The organism is Rhodococcus globerulus NBRC 14531 (genome assembly GCF_001894805.1).
GTDB classification, from domain to species: domain Bacteria; phylum Actinomycetota; class Actinomycetes; order Mycobacteriales; family Mycobacteriaceae; genus Rhodococcus_F; species Rhodococcus_F globerula.
This window is the reverse complement of sequence record NZ_BCWX01000007.1, coordinates 1-15,866: the sequence shown is the minus strand read 5'-3', so window position 1 is coordinate 15,866 and position 15,866 is coordinate 1. Positions and strand designations below refer to the sequence as shown.

The 15,866-nt window shown below is 61.9% G+C and carries 17 protein-coding genes; 9 read left to right on the top strand and 8 right to left on the bottom strand.

Features of this window, described 5'->3' with window-relative positions:
- Positions 1-28 precede the first annotated feature (28 nt).
- The 3 genes from RG2_RS26735 to RG2_RS26725 are packed head-to-tail and all read left to right on the top strand — an operon-like array spanning position 29 to position 3,550.
- Positions 29-1,492: a class I adenylate-forming enzyme family protein gene (locus tag RG2_RS26735; RefSeq protein WP_033236986.1), complete on the top strand. Its 1,464-nt coding sequence runs from the start codon at positions 29-31 to the stop codon at positions 1,490-1,492.
- The gene (locus RG2_RS26730; protein WP_033236985.1) at positions 1,485-2,624 is read left to right on the top strand and encodes a thiolase family protein; all 1,140 of its coding nucleotides are present in this window, start codon (positions 1,485-1,487) and stop codon (positions 2,622-2,624) included. Before RG2_RS26735 ends, RG2_RS26730 begins: the two co-directional genes overlap by 8 nt.
- Positions 2,625-2,671: 47 nt before the next feature.
- Positions 2,672-3,550, top strand: coding sequence for an ArgK/MeaB family GTPase (locus RG2_RS26725; protein WP_033236984.1), 879 nt, complete (start codon positions 2,672-2,674; stop codon positions 3,548-3,550).
- Positions 3,551-3,559: 9 nt separating this feature from the next.
- On the opposite strand, the gene RG2_RS26720 is transcribed toward RG2_RS26725, so the two are convergent.
- From RG2_RS26720 to RG2_RS26710, 3 genes are all read right to left on the bottom strand, one after another.
- Entirely contained in the window at positions 3,560-4,591 is a 1,032-nt protein-coding gene (locus tag RG2_RS26720) for an NAD(P)H-dependent amine dehydrogenase family protein (protein ID WP_230590429.1), read from the bottom strand.
- Positions 4,592-4,681: 90 nt separating this feature from the next.
- The gene (locus RG2_RS26715; RefSeq protein WP_033236983.1) at positions 4,682-5,506 is read right to left on the bottom strand and encodes an acyl-CoA thioesterase; all 825 of its coding nucleotides are present in this window, start codon (positions 5,504-5,506) and stop codon (positions 4,682-4,684) included.
- 56 nt (positions 5,507-5,562) lie between these two features.
- Positions 5,563-6,219, bottom strand: a complete 657-nt coding sequence (locus RG2_RS26710) for a TetR/AcrR family transcriptional regulator (protein ID WP_230590427.1) — start codon at positions 6,217-6,219, stop codon at positions 5,563-5,565.
- Between the two features lie 176 nt (positions 6,220-6,395).
- Between RG2_RS26710 and RG2_RS26705 the strand changes: the two genes are divergently transcribed.
- The 3 genes from RG2_RS26705 to RG2_RS26695 are packed head-to-tail and all read left to right on the top strand — an operon-like array spanning position 6,396 to position 9,346.
- The gene (locus tag RG2_RS26705; RefSeq protein ID WP_033236981.1) at positions 6,396-7,394 is read left to right on the top strand and encodes an acyl-CoA dehydrogenase family protein; all 999 of its coding nucleotides are present in this window, start codon (positions 6,396-6,398) and stop codon (positions 7,392-7,394) included.
- Positions 7,378-8,553 carry an acyl-CoA dehydrogenase family protein gene (locus RG2_RS26700; RefSeq protein WP_033236980.1) on the top strand — a complete coding sequence of 392 codons (1,176 nt, stop codon included), beginning with the start codon at positions 7,378-7,380 and terminating at the stop codon, positions 8,551-8,553. The genes RG2_RS26705 and RG2_RS26700 overlap by 17 nt, the downstream gene beginning before the upstream one ends.
- Positions 8,554-8,563: 10 nt before the next feature.
- Entirely contained in the window at positions 8,564-9,346 is a 783-nt protein-coding gene (locus tag RG2_RS26695; protein WP_033236979.1) for an enoyl-CoA hydratase, read from the top strand.
- 57 nt (positions 9,347-9,403) lie between these two features.
- Here the strand turns inward: RG2_RS26695 and RG2_RS26690 are convergent, their stop codons facing one another.
- A complete protein-coding gene (locus RG2_RS26690) occupies positions 9,404-9,985 on the bottom strand; it encodes a nuclear transport factor 2 family protein (protein WP_033236978.1) in 582 nt (193 codons plus the stop codon).
- Between the two features lie 198 nt (positions 9,986-10,183).
- Here RG2_RS26690 and RG2_RS26685 point away from each other — a divergent pair, with 198 nt between their 5' ends.
- The 3 genes from RG2_RS26685 to RG2_RS26675 are packed head-to-tail and all read left to right on the top strand — an operon-like array spanning position 10,184 to position 12,298.
- A complete protein-coding gene (locus RG2_RS26685; protein ID WP_033236977.1) occupies positions 10,184-11,110 on the top strand; it encodes a TIGR03564 family F420-dependent LLM class oxidoreductase in 927 nt (308 codons plus the stop codon).
- Between the two features lie 17 nt (positions 11,111-11,127).
- Complete coding sequence (locus RG2_RS26680; protein ID WP_051730780.1) at positions 11,128-11,757, top strand: PaaI family thioesterase; 630 nt, start codon at positions 11,128-11,130, stop codon at positions 11,755-11,757.
- On the top strand, positions 11,735-12,298 hold the full coding sequence (locus tag RG2_RS26675; protein ID WP_072782744.1) for a PaaI family thioesterase: 564 nt from the start codon (positions 11,735-11,737) through the stop codon (positions 12,296-12,298). The genes RG2_RS26680 and RG2_RS26675 overlap by 23 nt, the downstream gene beginning before the upstream one ends.
- Before the next feature lie 11 nt (positions 12,299-12,309).
- On the opposite strand, the gene RG2_RS26670 is transcribed toward RG2_RS26675, so the two are convergent.
- Genes RG2_RS26670 through RG2_RS26655 form a run of 4 tightly spaced genes read right to left on the bottom strand, consistent with a single transcriptional unit; the run spans position 12,310 to position 15,812 of the window.
- A complete protein-coding gene (locus RG2_RS26670; RefSeq protein ID WP_033236976.1) occupies positions 12,310-13,107 on the bottom strand; it encodes an acyl-CoA dehydrogenase family protein in 798 nt (265 codons plus the stop codon).
- The gene (locus RG2_RS26665; protein ID WP_033236975.1) at positions 13,104-14,198 is read right to left on the bottom strand and encodes an acyl-CoA dehydrogenase family protein; all 1,095 of its coding nucleotides are present in this window, start codon (positions 14,196-14,198) and stop codon (positions 13,104-13,106) included. The genes RG2_RS26670 and RG2_RS26665 overlap by 4 nt, the downstream gene beginning before the upstream one ends.
- Positions 14,195-14,614, bottom strand: coding sequence for a nuclear transport factor 2 family protein (locus RG2_RS26660; protein WP_033236974.1), 420 nt, complete (start codon positions 14,612-14,614; stop codon positions 14,195-14,197). Before RG2_RS26660 ends, RG2_RS26665 begins: the two co-directional genes overlap by 4 nt.
- Positions 14,601-15,812, bottom strand: coding sequence for a metal-dependent hydrolase family protein (locus RG2_RS26655; protein ID WP_033236973.1), 1,212 nt, complete (start codon positions 15,810-15,812; stop codon positions 14,601-14,603). Before RG2_RS26655 ends, RG2_RS26660 begins: the two co-directional genes overlap by 14 nt.
- Positions 15,813-15,866 lie beyond the last annotated feature (54 nt).

Genomic DNA, 15,866 nt, shown 5'->3' with positions numbered 1-15,866 from the left:
TGATCTCTGTTGAGAGAATAATGTTCTCATGAACATCACCATGATTGCAGAAATGGCCGCATCGAGTTGCGATCGGGCCGTAGTGACCGTCGAAAATCGGTCATTGACCGCCGCGCAACTCCTTGCCCTTGCCCGCCGCGCCGCCGACCGATTCCGGCAATACCCTGCCGTGCTCTACCTCGGCACCAACCACCTCGCGTACCCCGTCGCGCTGTTCGGCGCCGCGATGGCCGGGGTTCCGTTCGTGCCACTCAACTACCGATTGGGCGATCAGCAGTTGACTGCCCTGATCGACCGCCACCCCGGTGCACTGGTGCTGCGTCTCGACGATCTCGACGAACTGATCGACATCGAAGCGATACAGCAGGATTCGGCCGAATCCGAAGCTCCGGCTCCATCCGATGCTCCGGCTCCACAGTGGGACGGGGACAGCATCGCCGCAATCATCTACACCAGCGGAACCACCGCTGATCCCAAGCCCGCGATACTTCGGCATCGGCATCTACTCGCCTACGTGCTCAACACCATGGAGTTCTCGTCGGCCGACGAGAGCGACGCGTCGTTGGTCTCTGTTCCGCCCTACCACATCGCAGGTCTGACGAACCTGCTCTCGAACCTCTACACCGGGCGTCGGATCGTCTATCTGGCCGCTTTCGACGCCAACGTGTGGCTCGACACCGTCCGGAGCCAAAGCGTCACTCACGCAATGCTCGTTCCCACGATGCTGGCGCGTGTTGTCGCCGAATTGGGGGAGAACGATGCAAATACTCCCTCGCTGGCAAGTTTGGCGTACGGCGGATCGAGAACACCCCGGCCGGTACTCGAGCACGCGCTGCGAAGCTTCCCGGATACCGGATTCGTCAATGCCTACGGACTCACGGAGACAGCGTCGTCGGTGGCAGTTCTCGGCCCCGACGATCACCGGATTGCGTTTGCCTCTACCGATCCGGCAGTGCGTGATCGTCTCGGATCGGTCGGAAAAACGCTGCCGGGCATCGAAATCGAGGTGCGCAGCGAGGACGGTGATCCGGTCGGTGCCGGGGTTACCGGCCTGGTGTTCGTTCGAGGCGAGCAGATTTCCGGTGAGTACGGAAATCGGAGCGTCCTCGACGAGAACGGCTGGTTCGCCACGCGTGATCTCGGCCGACTCGACTCCGACGGTTTCCTGTTCATCGAGGGGCGCGCGGACGACACCATCATCCGAGGGGGTGAGAACATCGCCCCCGCAGAAATCGAGGACGTGCTTCTTGCGCATCCCGCCATCATCGAGGCTGCTGTGATCGGCGTTCCGGATCCTGAATGGGGACAGCGGATAGTTGCTGTTCTCGTCGGTGAGGTCGATCAGGCAGAGATCAAGGCGTGGGTCAAGGAACGACTGCGTTCGTCCAAGACTCCCGACATCGTCGTGTTCCGACACGAACTCCCGAAGACCGAAACCGGAAAACTACTGCGCCGCGTTCTGCTGGCCGAATTGGAGAACACCCATGCCTGAAGCAATTATCGTCTCCGCTCTGCGAACCCCCATCGGTACCGCGGGTAAGGGAACGTTGCGAGACACCACCGCTCACGACCTCGCGCACCATGTCGTCGCGGCGGCAGCAGAAACTCTCGACGCGAGTCAGATCGACGACGTCATGCTCGCCGAGGGACTGTACGGCGGCGGCGTGATCGCCCGCCACGCGGCAATTACCGCGGGCCTGACTACGGTGCCAGGCCTGGCACTGAACCGGCACTGTGCGGCTAGCCTGGGCGCCGTGCAGGCCGCTGCAGGGTCCATCCGTTCCGGGATGGACAAGCTGATCATCGCCGGTGGCGTCAACTCCTCGTCGACCAGCCCGCGGTCGTTGTTCCGCGTCGACGGCGAATTTGTGCCGTGGATGTCCCCGACGCACCCGGATCGCCCCGATGCGCCGAACAAGGACATGTCGATCACGGTGGGCTGGAATGCCGCGGTGAAGGCCGGAGTCTCGCGCGAGGACATGGACGCGTGGGCTCTGCTCTCGCACCAGAAGGCAGTGAGCGCCATTGACGAGGGGCGGTTCAAAGAAGAGATCGTGCCCATCAGCACACCGCACGGACTCTTCTCCGTCGACGAGCATCCGCGCCGTGAGACGAGCCTGGAGAAGCTCGGCTCGCTCAAGGTGCTGCACCCCGAGATCGAAGGCTTCAGCATCACCGCCGGAAATGCGAGCGGCGCCAACGATGCTGCTGCGGTTCTCACCATCGCCAGCAGCGATCTGGGGATGCCTGGACTGGGAACGGTAAAGTCGTGGGCATCCGTCGCGGTCGATCCCGCATTCACGGGTCTGGCTCCTGTCGAGGCAATTCCGAAGGCGTTGGCACGCGCGGGAATGTCGCTGGCCGACGTGGATCTGTTCGAGATCAACGAGGCGTTCGCAGCTATGTGCGTGGCGACGATCAAGATGCTCGGAATCGATGCCGATCGTGTAAATGTCAGCGGCAGTGGATGTTCTCTCGGGCATCCCGTGGCAGCCACCGGTGCGCGCATGCTGGTGACCCTGGTGCACGAGCTGCGACGCCGCGGCGGTGGAATCGGTGTGGCAGCTATGTGCGCCGGTGGCGGTATGGGTTCGGCGGTTGTCATCGAGGTTCCGGCTCCGTGATGTCGACTCCGGATATCGACTGGCACCGAGAGGTATTCGAGTAATCGATGACGGTCATTACTGTTGCAACGATCGAGGATCTTGTCACCGCGGCGCGCTCAGGTTCACTGCGCGCCGCGGGTCGGCTGTTGAGTCTGGTCGAGAGTAGTCGGAGAGAAGAAGTTCTCGACATCGTCGGCTCACGACCGGTGCGGGTGGTCGGAGTGACCGGTCCGCCGGGCGCAGGCAAGTCGACCACCATCGCAGTCCTCGTGCGGGCCTACCGTCAGCGCGGACTGCGGGTTGCCGTTCTTGCGGTCGATCCTTCCTCGCCGTACAGCGGCGGGGCATTGTTGGGCGATCGAATCAGGATGGCAGAGCACATCGACGACGCCGACGTCCTCATCCGCTCGGTGGCCACTCGCGGTCACCTGGGCGGTCTGGCCGTTGCCGTACCCGCAGCGATCCGCCTCCTCGCGGCGCTCGACTACGATCTGATTCTGCTCGAATCGGTGGGCGTCGGGCAGTCCGAAATCGAGATCTCGGCCATCGCCGATCCCGCAGTGGTCGTTCTCAATCCCGGTGCGGGGGATGCAGTTCAAGCGGCCAAGGCCGGACTGCTCGAGGTTGCCGACATCCTGGTAGTGAACAAAGCGGATCGAGAGGGCGCGGATCAGACCGTCCGGGACTTGCGCGCCGAGGCCGGCGTCCCCATTCTCAAGCTGATTGCGTCCAAAGGTGTTGGTGCGGAAGAACTGGCTGATGCCATCGACGCTCACCAGCGTGCAGACACCCTTGCCCGGCGAACGGCTCGGGCAAGGGTGCAGATTCTGTCGTTGGCGCAATCGAGGTTGCGTGCCCACGCAGACCTCGACGAACTTGCCGCTGCCGTCGCAGCGGGCCGCAGCGATGCGTACACCGCTGCGGCGCGACTGCTCGGAACGTAGGAAAGCCAGCTAGCTCAGATGCGCGACAATCTGCGGAAGATCGTGTGTCGTACGAATTCCCGGAGCTGCATCACAGACAGAAGGAATGGCGTTGACTGCCCGGTTTGCCGTGTAGGCCGGGGCGGTCTCGCTCATCCTCTCCAAGGGGATGGGGAAACGAAGATCGATGTCGAGTGGCGCATCGCCGTCGACGTCGATGTGCCAGCCGGTGTCACGAATCTTCCAATCCACGTCGAGTTCGCTCGAGCAGTACCACGTTGCGCAGAAGCTCAGCAGTTCTCGGCCGGCATGTTTGCCGCTCACGGTGATCCGTTGAGCGGCAACGGTGCCCGCCTCCAGGGTTCCCGCTGCGATCTGGACTGTAGTTCGGGTGGTGGCCAGCTCGCCGTGGGCGTCGACGGAGTCCAGTGGCATACCGATCGACTCGGCGACCAGCTGGAGAGACGGACCGAAGTTCGACTTCACGTGTGCGATTCGGTTCTCGTCGAAATCGGTCGGGGTGAGCCCGAATCCCATGACATCGAAGAGTATCCCGGGTGAATTACGTTGGGAGAGATCGGCGAATTCACTGATCGCGAGGTGGTTCAGGCGACGTTGAATCGAGCTCAACACCAGGGGGAGTGCCTCGGTCACGAATCCGGGACTGCTGCCGGTGCTGTGGATCGACGTTCCTCCGGTTCGGCACGCGGCTTCGATCCGCTCGCGCAGTGCTGGGTCCATGCCGGCAGGGTAGTGAAATTCTCCACGAGTGGTGACGATGTTCGAGCCGGCCGCGAGAATGCGGCATACTTCGTCGGCGTCGAACTGGCGTGGCATGTACAGCACACAATCCGCGGCCAGTCCGATGACGTCGTCGATGCTGTTGGTGGCCACCACCCCGGCGTCGTCGATACCGCACAGTTCACCGGCGTCTCGACCGGCCTTGTCAGCCGAATGCACGTATACCCCGGCCAATTCCAGATTTGAATGTTCGATGACGCCGCGCAACGAGCGGGTGCCGATGTTGCCGGTCGCCCACTGAACCACCCGGTAGGGTCTCACGGCAGAGATTCTCTGAACAGAGCTGTCGGACAGTGTATTTGAACTCATGTCACACCTAACTGATCGGTCGGTGCTACCGAGAATCGGTTGTCACGGTAGGCGGAGCAGGGCTTCCTGTGCATACGAGGCAACGAGGTTGCCGTCCTCGGAGTACACGTCGCCGCGGCCGAAGCAGCGCCCGTGAGCAGTCACGGGGCTGTCCTGACGCAGCAATAGCCACGAGTCGGTCGTGAAGGGTCGGTGAAACCACAGATTGTGTGAGGTGACTGCGGACGTGAAGGTGGTTCCGTTGCCGAGTTGGCTCAATCCGTCGACCGGGCGTAGGGCGGTGCCGATCAGCGTGAGGTCGGTGGCGTAGGTGGCGATGGCGGGCGCGAGGTTCTGGCTGACCGGTGGGGTGCGCATCCACATTTCGAACTCGGGCGCGCCGGTGTCGGTGGAGTTGAGGTCGACGTCGGTGCGTATTTCCCACGGGATCAGGTCGACGTCGGTCCGGAACTCTTCGCCGAGTGGCGACGCAATTGTGTTCTCTGACTGACGATCCGGGCCGTCCTCGGGAGCATGCATTGAGATCAGGGACGTGGCGATGACGCCTTTGGATTGGCGCGCAATGATGGTCAATGTTGCGAAGGAACGGCCTTCGTGTTGACGCGTCACTTCATAGCGGACGGTTTCGTCGGCGCTGCCTTCCCTGGCAAACAGGGAATGAAGCGACTTGATGCTCTTGTTCGGACAGGTCAATTCGGCCGCGCGGACGAACTGACCGAGAATTTGCCCGCCGAAAAGTCGGTGGTACGTCAAATGCAGGTTGGGACCCTCGAAAACGAGGGTTGTCGCATTCTCGTCGGTATCAGTTCGTCCGGTCTGCGGTTGCAGGTCGAGGCAGGCGAGGAGGTCGTTCCATAACTCGGACATCGGCCGAGTGTATATAAAATTTCCTCAATTGAGAATGAAGTTCTCAATCCTGTTTTTCAGCCCTTGTGTGCGAACCCCTGTGAACAGAAGGCCCAGACCTCGTCGGAGGAAATGGGATGGACGGTCGCGTCGTCCGGGGCGCCGCTGGACTGCGCAATGAACATCACCGTCTGCATGGTCATGGCGGCAATTCGGCGGGGGTTGACGCCCTCGCGCAACTGTCCTGCTTCGCTCACCTTTTCCATCAGTTCGACGAAGAACGCGAGAAGCGAGGAGTGGGCAACCTTGACCTCGGCCGGATGCGACAGCAACAACTGGGGGGCGAAATCGGTGAACAGCGGACGCTGCGCAGCCGGGTCGGGGCGACAGAACTCGAAAAGAAGCTCGACGGCGATCTTGAGTTGGTCCATCGGTTCGGATGTACCGGCGGTCGCTGCACGGATCTGTTCGGCGCTACGGCTCAGGGCGTCTTCGAACAATGCCAACAGTAGTTCGTGCTTACCGTCGAATTGGAGGTAGAAGCTACGCAAGGACAGTTTGGACCGGTCGACCACCTCTTGCACGGTGAAGTCGGTGGTGCCTTTTTCGGTGATGATCGACTGTGCCGCATCGAGAAATCGCTGCACGCGTTGCTCTGCGCGAAGCTTTGCGGTCTTGATGGAACGCTCGACCGACCGTTGCTTCCATGCCGGCTCTTCGCTGGGCGTGGTCACCACTGCACCAGCCCCCTTCCGATTGTCAAAAACATGTTTGCACTGTACCGGAGATGTCTGTGTCACAGTGGAACGACCAAGTGTTATTTACATTTTCGAGACTATTACTATCGCTAAGCGAGAATGCTATTCTCAAACAATAATGCACCGCAGCTCCGACAGGGAGGCAGTTCGGGATGCTCTTCGAGTTCGACTCCGATCAGCGACTATGGCAAAACACCGTGCGCGAAGTGACGGCAAAGGAATGCCCGTCGTCGCTGATCCGGGAGGTCGTCGACAACGACGCCAACCCGATACAAATTTGGAAAACTTACGTTTCGCTCGGTTGGACCGAGTTGACCGATCCTGATACCGCAGTTGAATTGGCAATCGTCTTGGAAGAGTTGGGCCGAGCGACGGATCCCACTCCCTACCTGGCGACAATGACACAATTTGCTCCACTTTCGAGTGAGCCGATCGATCCTGAGCAGCCGGGAACGGCAGTATTCGAGGGCGTCAGTGCCAGCCGTGACGGAAACGGGTGGCGTCTGGACGGCACGGCGCACCGCGTACTCGACGGTGATCGCGCCGAGAAGTTGGCCGTCGTCACGTCGGCGGGAGTCTTTGTTGTTCCGGCCGCGGACGTCACAGCGACGCGCAGTCCGATTTTCGATCCGGTACTTCATGTTGCGGAAGTGTCGTTCGACGGCGTGCGGGTCGGCGTCGACCAGCGCAGTAGCGCAGATCCGGCACGGGCCATGGACCTCGCGCTCACCGGAATGGCGCTCACGACAGTCGGAGCGTGTCAGCGCGTCCTTGATCTTGCACTCGACCATGTGCGGAACCGCAAGCAGTTCGGTTCCCTCATCGGATCGTTCCAGGCTGTCCAGCACAAAGCTGCCGACATGCACCTCGCAATCGAGCGTGCCCGTGCCCTCGCGTACTACGCAGCGCTGACGATTGCCGAGAACGACCCGAGACGGCGGCTGGCCGCGTCCATGGCCAAGGCTGCAGCCGGGGAGTGCCAATCGTTGGTGTTCCGCAACGGAATGCAGCTGTTCGGAGCGATGAGCTTCACCTGGGAAAACGACCTACAGTTTGCGCTCAAGCGTGCCAAAGCCGGTGAGCTACTGCTCGGCGGTGCGGCACAGCATCGGGCGCTGATCGCCGAGGAGTACCGTGCAACTCAACTTTGACGCCGACGTCGAGGAATTCCGGGCAGAGTTCCGCGCTTTCCTGGACGAGAATCTTCCCAGCGAGGCGCAGGCCGCGGAGCGCGCCGGATCCAGCGCGGATATTCCGCAGTGGGCGCGCGAATGGCAGCGTCTGCAGTTCGACAACGGTTGGCTGTTACCGGGCAACCCGCCGGAATTCGGTGGGCGCAATGCTGGGATCCTCGAGCAGTACGTGCATCTGGAGGAACTGTCGAAGCGGCGGATCTATCACAGCTTCAATCCGCAAGGACTGGGCATCATCGCCGCGTCGTTGCTCTCGTTCGGAACCGAGGAGCAGAAAAAGCAGTGGGCCGCACCGATTTTGCGTGCTGAGATCACCGCTGCACTCGGCATGAGCGAGCCAGGCGCAGGTTCGGATCTTGCGTCGCTGCGCACCCGTGCCGATCGTGACGGAGACCATTTTGTGGTCAACGGTCAGAAGGTCTGGACATCCGGCGCGCATGACGCCGACGTGATCCTGACCTTCGTCCGCACCGATCCCGACGCCCCCAAGCATCAGGGCATCAGTGTGCTGATGATCCCCACCGACTCACCAGGCTTGGTTCGCCGGCCCTTTGCATCCATCTGCGCAGACGATGATCTCGATTTCAACGAAGTGTTTTTCACCGATGTGAAAGTTCCGGCAGAGAACCTGATCGGTGAACTGAACAAGGGGTGGTCAGTGGCAACCGGTTCGCTCGGACACGAGCGAAACCTGTTGTGGCTCAGCTTTGCCGATCGCCTGCAAGATCTGATGGCGGACTTCCATCCGGCGACGGACATCGACCGGGATCACTACGCGACGCTCGTGATGGACCATCAGGCGCTGCGTCTGCTTGGTTCGGCAGCGTTGGCGCGCGCTGCTCGCGGTGAACAGGACGTGGCCGCCCTGTCGATACTCAAACTGCTCGGTTCCGAAGCTGTACAACGCTCTTCGGAAGAAGCCTTGATCGCCGCCGGACCCGAAGGTTTGGTTCATCCGGCTTTGACGTCGGCGTACAACCCGATGGACAACGAGGCCTTCAGTTCGAGTTGGTTCGAACGTTATGCACGAAGCTTCGCCGGCACGATCGCCGGTGGAACCTCCGAAATCCAGCGCACTATCGTCGCCGAGCGCGTGCTCGGCCTTCCCCGAAGCTGAGGAGCCTGACATGTACATTCTCTACGAGGTGGCCGACAAGATCGCGACCATCACCCTCAACCGTCCCGAAGTTGCGAACGTCCAGAACATGCAGTTGCTCGACGAACTCGACGCAGCCTGGACCCGTGCGGCCGAGGACGACGACGTCGCGGTGATCGTAGTTCGCGCCGAAGGCAAGCACTTCTCGGCCGGTCACGACCTCAATGATCGTTGGCCCTCGCCCAAGGAAATCACCTTGGAATGGATCTACCGCGCCGAAAGCCGTCGATACCTGGAATACACGTTGCGCTGGCGCAACACTCCCAAGCCGTCGATCGCAGCGGTTCAGGGGCGCATCATCGCGGGTGGCTTGATGCTGTGCTGGCCGTGCGACCTCATCATTGCTTCCGAGGACGCATTGTTCTCCGACCCGGTTGCGCTGATGGGCATCGGCGGCGTCGAATACCACGGTCACACTTGGGAACTCGGCGCCCGTAAGGCAAAGGAAATCCTCTTCACCGGTCGTCCGGTGACGGCCGAAGAGGCTGAGAAGACCGGCATGGTCAACAAGGTTGTGCCGCGCGATCAGCTCGATGCCGAGGCGCGCGCCATGGCCTTGCAGATTGCCGAGATGCCGTCATTCGGCCTCCGTCAGGCCAAGCGCGCAGTCAACCAGACACTCGACGTGCAGGGCTTCTATGCTGCCGTGCAGTCCGTGTTCGACATCCACCAGACCGGTCACGGCAATGCCCTCAGCGTTTCGGGCTACCCGATCCTGGTGAAGTTGGACGAGATGAAGGAAAAGATCAAGTAGGGCCTTCGGCCCTGTGCGCCTTTCTGGTAGTTCGCGCTACCGGAAAGGCGCACAGGATTATTCCCACCTTGCGGGTGCAGGCTTCTCCAACGTCAGCGGACGTTCGTATGACAAATCCTCGAGGTCGCGGGTGCCGACGAGGTAGCCCTTTTCTGTGAAGAAGGGCGATTGCAGCACCCGTGCGTCGGCGATGAACATTGCCTCGACGGTTGATCTCCGAACTGCAATGCGCCACTGACCCTCTCGCCGTTCCAGGCGATCGAGATAGCGTCCACTGATGAATTGCGCGCTCTTGCCGTCATTGCCGACGAGGACAACGATGACGTAGCTTTCGGCATGTGCGACCTCGCCGTCGATGTCGCACGAGTGCGTGGTGATGTTGTGCGTGTGTACCTGCGAGGTTTCGGCGTGGGCAGTGTTCGCCCATTCACCGTATTCGGGACCCGTATTGGTTGCGAACCCATGTTCGTCGACGCCGTTGTCGTGGTACGCGGCGGTGATGAGATCGATGTCGTGTCGATCGCATCCGCGGGCGTGCCGGCTGATGCAGTCCAGGATCGCGGTGCGATCCATGAGATAGCGAACATCTTTCTGTAGTGTCTCGAGCTGCTGGGTCTCGGTGGAGTTGTCGAGGGTCATCCTCTGCTCATTTCAGCTGATGTGATGTCGGTGGGAAGTCTGCCGCGATAGACGCATTGGACTATACAGTTGTATAGTCCAATCGTGGCGTGATTCGACCGGCGGTCATATGTCTCCGTCGAGGCCAACCCAATTCTCTGGCAGCATTATTCGCGCCAGACGGTGGCCGGGATCAGCCACTCCAACATTGGAGGAATCATGCGAATCGGATTGACCGGCGGCGCTTCGTCCACCGACAAAATTGTCCAGCAAGCACAACGAGCAGAGGCAGACGGTTTTACCTCACTCTGGTACGCCAGCACGGTCGCCGGTGATCCGCTGACTGCACTTGCGGTAGCCGGGCGGGCCACGACGTCGATCGAACTCGGAACTGCTGTTCTGCAGACCTATCCGTGCCATCCACTGCTGCAGGCGAATCGCGTTGCTGCCGTAGCAGAGGCCATGGGACGCAAGGGATTCACATTGGGGCTCGGACCTTCGCACGAATCGCTGGTCCGGGACGTGTACGGCTTGTCCTACGACCGCCCGGGTCGCAATACCGAAGAATATGTACAGATCGTCACCGCACTGCTTCGCGGGGAAGACGTCGACTTCCGCGGCGCGGATTGGTCGACGCGCAGTGCCGGCCGGATGGCCAAGGTCGTCCACGACGTCCCGGTGCTGCTCTCCGCCATGTCGCCCCGCATGTTGCGGGTGGCAGGACAATACGCCGATGGCACGGTGTTATGGATGGCGTCGGGCAAGGTGATCGAGTCCCACATCGCTCCCGCGCTCCATACTGCTGCGGAATCTGCGGGTCGCCCAGCGCCTCGAATTGTCGCCGGGTTGCCGGTGGCGGTTCACGACGATGCCGACGAAGCTCGCGCCGCTGTTGCTGCAAATGCCACCGCGTATGCCGGAATGCCCAACTATCAACGCGTTCTCGACGCCGGCGGAGCAAGCAGCCCAGCGGATGTGGCGATTGTCGGCAACGCTCGATCGGTGCGCGCACAATTGCAGTCCCTGGTGGACGCCGGCGCCACCGATATCTGGGCTGCCGTCTTCCCCGTCGGTGCGGACCGGAAGGAATCCGTCCGCCGGACCACTGATCTTCTCGCCGAAATGGCAACTCCGGTAACAGGGTAACTTCCGGGAGGAACCGAATGAGGTACGACGTGGACACGGTGACACAGCAGGATTCGGATGAGGTTGCCCGAGCTGTTGCGTCCGTGCGGCGGCTGACAGCGGCTGTAGCGGCCGCCCGCTCCGACATGCCGGGGCTCTCTGCCGTGGCCTCGCGGATACATGCTCTCGCTGACGATCTCGAGGCTCGCTCCTGCTCTGCCGCGGAGCGGGTGAATCAGATGAACACTATCGGCAGGATCGTCCGATACAGTCCGGTAGTCGGATCCGCCAATGTGCTTGCAGCTCCGCTCCACTTGCGTCACATCGGCGACGGTAACGAGGGGACAGTCACTTTTTCGGTCGCGCATCAGGGTTCCCTCGGAGTAGTGCATGAGGGTTTTGCTGCGATGGTCCTCGACGTTGCTCTCGCGGAAGCGAACATGGCAGCAGGAGTCCCCGCCATGACAGCAGGTTTGACGCTTCGCTACCACCACCCGATGCCGGTGTGCTGCGACCTGACGGTGCGGGCCTGGCATGTGTATGTAGACGGCCGAAAGTCGTGGTGCCGTGGAGAAATCTGGTGGGAACACGACCTGTGCGTGAGCGCAGAAGGACTGTTCATCGTTCCGCGCGAAGGAGGGGCTCGTGGCCAGGATCGACAGGGCTGACGTGATTAACCCGTCACCGATCGACGACGCGGCGGACGGACTGCGGCGATTGACTGACCTTCTCCTGAGGGTGGACGAGAACGATCCCTCTCTGGTGGCGGTAGCCGACGAACTCGACCGCATCGAAGCGGCGCTCGAGCAGAACGCTGGACCCGCGGAGTTCCGTGACCCTGTGAGTGGGAAAGGCAATGCCCTCGCACCGCCCCTGGATATGGAGAGATTGCCTGACGGCACTGTCCGGGCGACCGGCTCGCTCGGCCTGCCCTACCAAGGGCCGCAGGGACTTGTGCATGGCGGGATGTCTGCTCTGATGCTCGATCACGTACTCGCCCTGGCACACCCGGACGAATTTGCCCTGATCGAGGAACTGGTGGTGCGCTACCACCAGCCGCTCCCGCTCTTCGAAGACGTTGTGATCACCGGTTGTCAGATGACCGATGCGGACGAGAAGACCCGCGCTCGCGGTGAGATCACCGTGGCCGGGCACCTGGCGGTGTCGGCGGAGGCGCTCTTCCGTGACGCGCCTCCGCCGACGACCTGACTTGTGTGAGCTCAGCTCAGTTGGGTCAGACGTGGAGCAAATCCCTGGGTTCGGATGGTTGCCCCCGCCTCACGGGTGAGTTCTCGTGCACTGCCGAGCAATCCGTCGAGAAGCATGGCCCGACGGACGTGACGGTGAAGGTCGTGTTCGGCAGTGAAACCGATCCCGCCGAGTACTTGCTGGCAGTGGCGGGCCGTTGTCAGTGCGGCTTTGCCGGCCGCGGCCTTCGCCAGCAGCGAGCCGAGGTCGTCGGTGGCGGTATTCAACGTTGCTTCCGCGCCCTCGATGGCGACCAGCGTCTCGGCAAGCCGATGACGAACAGCCTGGAACGATGCCACCGGCTTACCGAACTGCATGCGGTTCAAGGCATGGGTGCGGGCGAGATCGAGCATTGCGCGACTGGTACCCACCAACCACCATCCGAGTGCCCGGCGACCCGCCGCGAGCGGGACGGTATCACCGGCCTCCACGACGCGTAGCGGAACATCGGTGTCCAATGTTGTTCCGGGTACCTCGCTCCGTTCCCACAGGACCCAGCGCCCACCGGAGTACGGCAGCGCGACGGTACCGCCCACGGGCAGACTCAGCGCGGTATCGGCCAACACCACGTCGTTGACCAGTGGTGCATGGGCGCCGGTCTCGCCGAGCAGGCGAAATACCAGAGGCACTGCTACATCGGGCATTTCGGTGAGCATCTCGGTCCAACCGAGTTCGGTCATGGCGGCATCGAGTTTGCTGCCGGACACACTGAGCATTGTCTTGCGGAGCGTTTCGGTGAGCAGATTCAGCTCGTCGTCGTGCATGCTCATTCCTTCCCCAGATCCAGCAGCCGCCGCGCGATGATGTTGCGCTGAATTTCAGCTGTACCGCCGTAGATGGTGGCTGCACGCGAGTACAGGAACTCCGACCGCCATGGCGTCTCGTCGAGTTCGATGGTGCCAGGCAACAAGTCGCGCACGGTATCGAACAACTGCTGCTCGGAGGTCGCCAGCAGAACCTTGTCGATCGATGTCTCCGGGCCGATCTTTGCGCCCTCCGCCAATCGGGTTTGTGTCGCGAGGGACCGGGCTCGCACGGTGTGCAGTGCCAGGTAGGCGGCGCCGAGTTCGGCGTCATCTGTTGCGTCTGTGTCGGATTCGGCAAGCAGCTGATCCAGACGGGAGAACAGGTACGCGATCCGATGCCAGAAGCACGTGGAACGCTCATGGGGCAGTAGATCCATCGCCACTCGCCAACCGTCGCCCGGCTTGCCGAGCATGCGGTCCGCCGGAACGACGACGTCGTCGAAGTAGACCTCGGCAAACTCGTCGACTCCGTGCATGGTGCGCAGCGGCCGGACGGTGATGCCTGGAGTGTCCATGTCGACGAAGAAGGCGGTGATTCCGTCGTGGCCCGGCCCGGTACGGGTGAGCAGGACACACCGTGCCGAATACTGAGCCAGCGACGTCCAGACTTTCTGACCGTTGACAACCCAGTTTTCCCCGTCTCGGACTGCCCGGGTGCTCAGCGACGCGAGATCGCTACCCGAACCGGGTTCGGAGAAGCCCTGGCACCATTGCTCACGTCCACTGAGAAGTCGCGGAACCATTTCCGCTGCCAACTCCGGCCGGGCGTACGAAATCATCGTGGGAGCAAGGACTTCGATCATCGAGTAGATGCCGGGCTCGGCGAGGTCGCGAGTGGCAACTTCCTCGCCGAGAACCGCACGCAGGACAGCGGGCCCACCGAGCCCGCCGACCTCCTCGGGCCAGCCGTACCGCATCCAACCCGCGTCGAACAGTGCACCTCGAACGCGGCCGAGCTGTTCTACCTGACCGTCGAGCGAATGATCGGATCCGGGGGAGAGATCGTTTTCGGCCAGCCAGGTCTGAACGGCCGACCGAAATTCGGGGACGTTCATGCCCCCGGACGATCGAAAGCGTGAGGAATACCCGAATCATGATCGCCGTTGCGGCGCAGGAACGTCATCGCGCGGGTGTGCAGTCGCCAGCCGTCTTCGGTGCGCAGGTACGTATCGCTGTAGTAGCCGATCCGCATGTCGTGCGTTGCATGATCGACGAAGCACAGTGTCTGGCTTCCGGTTGCCGTGTCGGCACCGGTGAATTCGACGACGGGTGTCCCCGTCATGAACAGCCCCTGGGGAGCGGCCGCAACCAGAGCGGGAAACTCGTCGAGTGGGTACTTGTCGCCGAAAGCGCTGTACGTGCCGTCCGGAGTGAACACAGCGACAACACCGTCGACATCGCCCTTGGTCATGTTGACCGCATAGCGAGCGAGAAGTTGCGAGATCTCCATGATCTCGTCAGTTGTTGACATAAATCTTTCCGCCCTTCATGACGAAGCCGACTCGCTGGGTAACCGTGATGTCCTCCAACGGATCTCCGGGTACCGCAATGATGTCGGCGAGTAGACCTTCGGCCAGACGGCCACGGTCGGTGACGTTGATGAGATCTGCGGCGACGGTGGTGGCCGCCCGCAACACCGCGATATTGCTCATGCCGCGAGAGACGAGGGCAACCAGTTCGTCTGCATTCTTTCCGTGCGGGATTGCCGGCGCATCGGTGCCTACGGCGATCTTCACACCGGCGTCGTATGCCGCCTTGACCGAAAGTCGTGCACGCGGGAACATTTCGGCTGCCTTGGCCTGTAGCTCCGGCGCGGCCTTGGAGGTATCCATGGCGTCGGCCAAGCGCGTGGTCGGCACCAGGAAGGTGCCGTGCTCCACCATCATTGCGATGGCCTCGTCGTCGACCAGGAAGCCGTGCTCGATGCAGTCGATGCCGGCTTCGATTGCCGCCTTCACTGCTTCTGCGCCGTGCGTGTGCGACGCGACACGCAGACCGCGTCGGTGCGCCTCGTCCACGATCGCACGCAGTTCTTCGTTGGAATAGTGTTGCGCACCAGGTAGTCCGGTGTGTGACATGACTCCACCCGAAACGCAGACCTTGATCAACTGAGCGCCGTGCTTGATCTGGTAGCGAACAGCCTTACGGCACTCGTCGACACCGTTGGCGATGCCCTCTTCGATAGTCAGGTCCAACACGCCGGGAGCAAACGCCGCGAACATCGTCGGATCGAGGTGGCCACCGGTGGGAGTGATCGCGTGGCCGGCCGGGATGATTCGCGGTCCGTCGACCCAACCCGCATCGATTGCCTTGCCGAGAGCCACGTCGAGCAGGTAGCCACCGGTTTTCACGAACAGTCCCAGGTTGCGCACAGTGGTGAAACCCGCGCGCAGAGTGCGACGTGAGTTGCCGACGGCACGCAGCATCCGGAGCGGCGGATCATCCTGAACCGTTGAGTAGACCGGCTTTTCGCCGCGTCCACCCATCAGCAGGTTTACCTCCATGTCCATGAGTCCGGGAAGAAGAATCTGGTCGCCGAGGTCGACGATTTCGCCTTCGGGTGTTCCGCCGATTCCGACGATCTTGCCTTCGTCGACCTTGATGACGGCCGGCCGGACGATCTCGCCGCTGTCGACGTCGAGCATTCCCGCTGCTTTGAGTGTGATCATGTTCAGTCCCTTTGAGATCAGAAGATCAGAAGATCAGACGATCGGTAGATCGGG

Bases quoted from the DNA above. Each gene is read 5' to 3' on its own strand.
- RG2_RS26735 (WP_033236986.1), top strand. From the start codon at position 29: ATGAACATCACCATGATTGCAGAAATGGCCGCATCGAGTTGCGATCGG.
- RG2_RS26730 (WP_033236985.1), top strand. From the start codon at position 1,485: ATGCCTGAAGCAATTATCGTCTCCGCTCTGCGAACCCCCATCGGTACC.
- RG2_RS26725 (WP_033236984.1), top strand. From the start codon at position 2,672: ATGACGGTCATTACTGTTGCAACGATCGAGGATCTTGTCACCGCGGCG.
- RG2_RS26715 (WP_033236983.1), bottom strand. From the start codon at position 5,506: ATGTCCGAGTTATGGAACGACCTCCTCGCCTGCCTCGACCTGCAACCG.
- RG2_RS26705 (WP_033236981.1), top strand. From the start codon at position 6,396: ATGCTCTTCGAGTTCGACTCCGATCAGCGACTATGGCAAAACACCGTG.
- RG2_RS26695 (WP_033236979.1), top strand. From the start codon at position 8,564: ATGTACATTCTCTACGAGGTGGCCGACAAGATCGCGACCATCACCCTC.
- RG2_RS26690 (WP_033236978.1), bottom strand. From the start codon at position 9,985: ATGACCCTCGACAACTCCACCGAGACCCAGCAGCTCGAGACACTACAG.
- RG2_RS26685 (WP_033236977.1), top strand. From the start codon at position 10,184: ATGCGAATCGGATTGACCGGCGGCGCTTCGTCCACCGACAAAATTGTC.
- RG2_RS26680 (WP_051730780.1), top strand. From the start codon at position 11,128: ATGAGGTACGACGTGGACACGGTGACACAGCAGGATTCGGATGAGGTT.
- RG2_RS26670 (WP_033236976.1), bottom strand. From the start codon at position 13,107: ATGAGCATGCACGACGACGAGCTGAATCTGCTCACCGAAACGCTCCGC.
- RG2_RS26665 (WP_033236975.1), bottom strand. From the start codon at position 14,198: ATGAACGTCCCCGAATTTCGGTCGGCCGTTCAGACCTGGCTGGCCGAA.
- RG2_RS26660 (WP_033236974.1), bottom strand. From the start codon at position 14,614: ATGTCAACAACTGACGAGATCATGGAGATCTCGCAACTTCTCGCTCGC.
- RG2_RS26655 (WP_033236973.1), bottom strand. From the start codon at position 15,812: ATGATCACACTCAAAGCAGCGGGAATGCTCGACGTCGACAGCGGCGAG.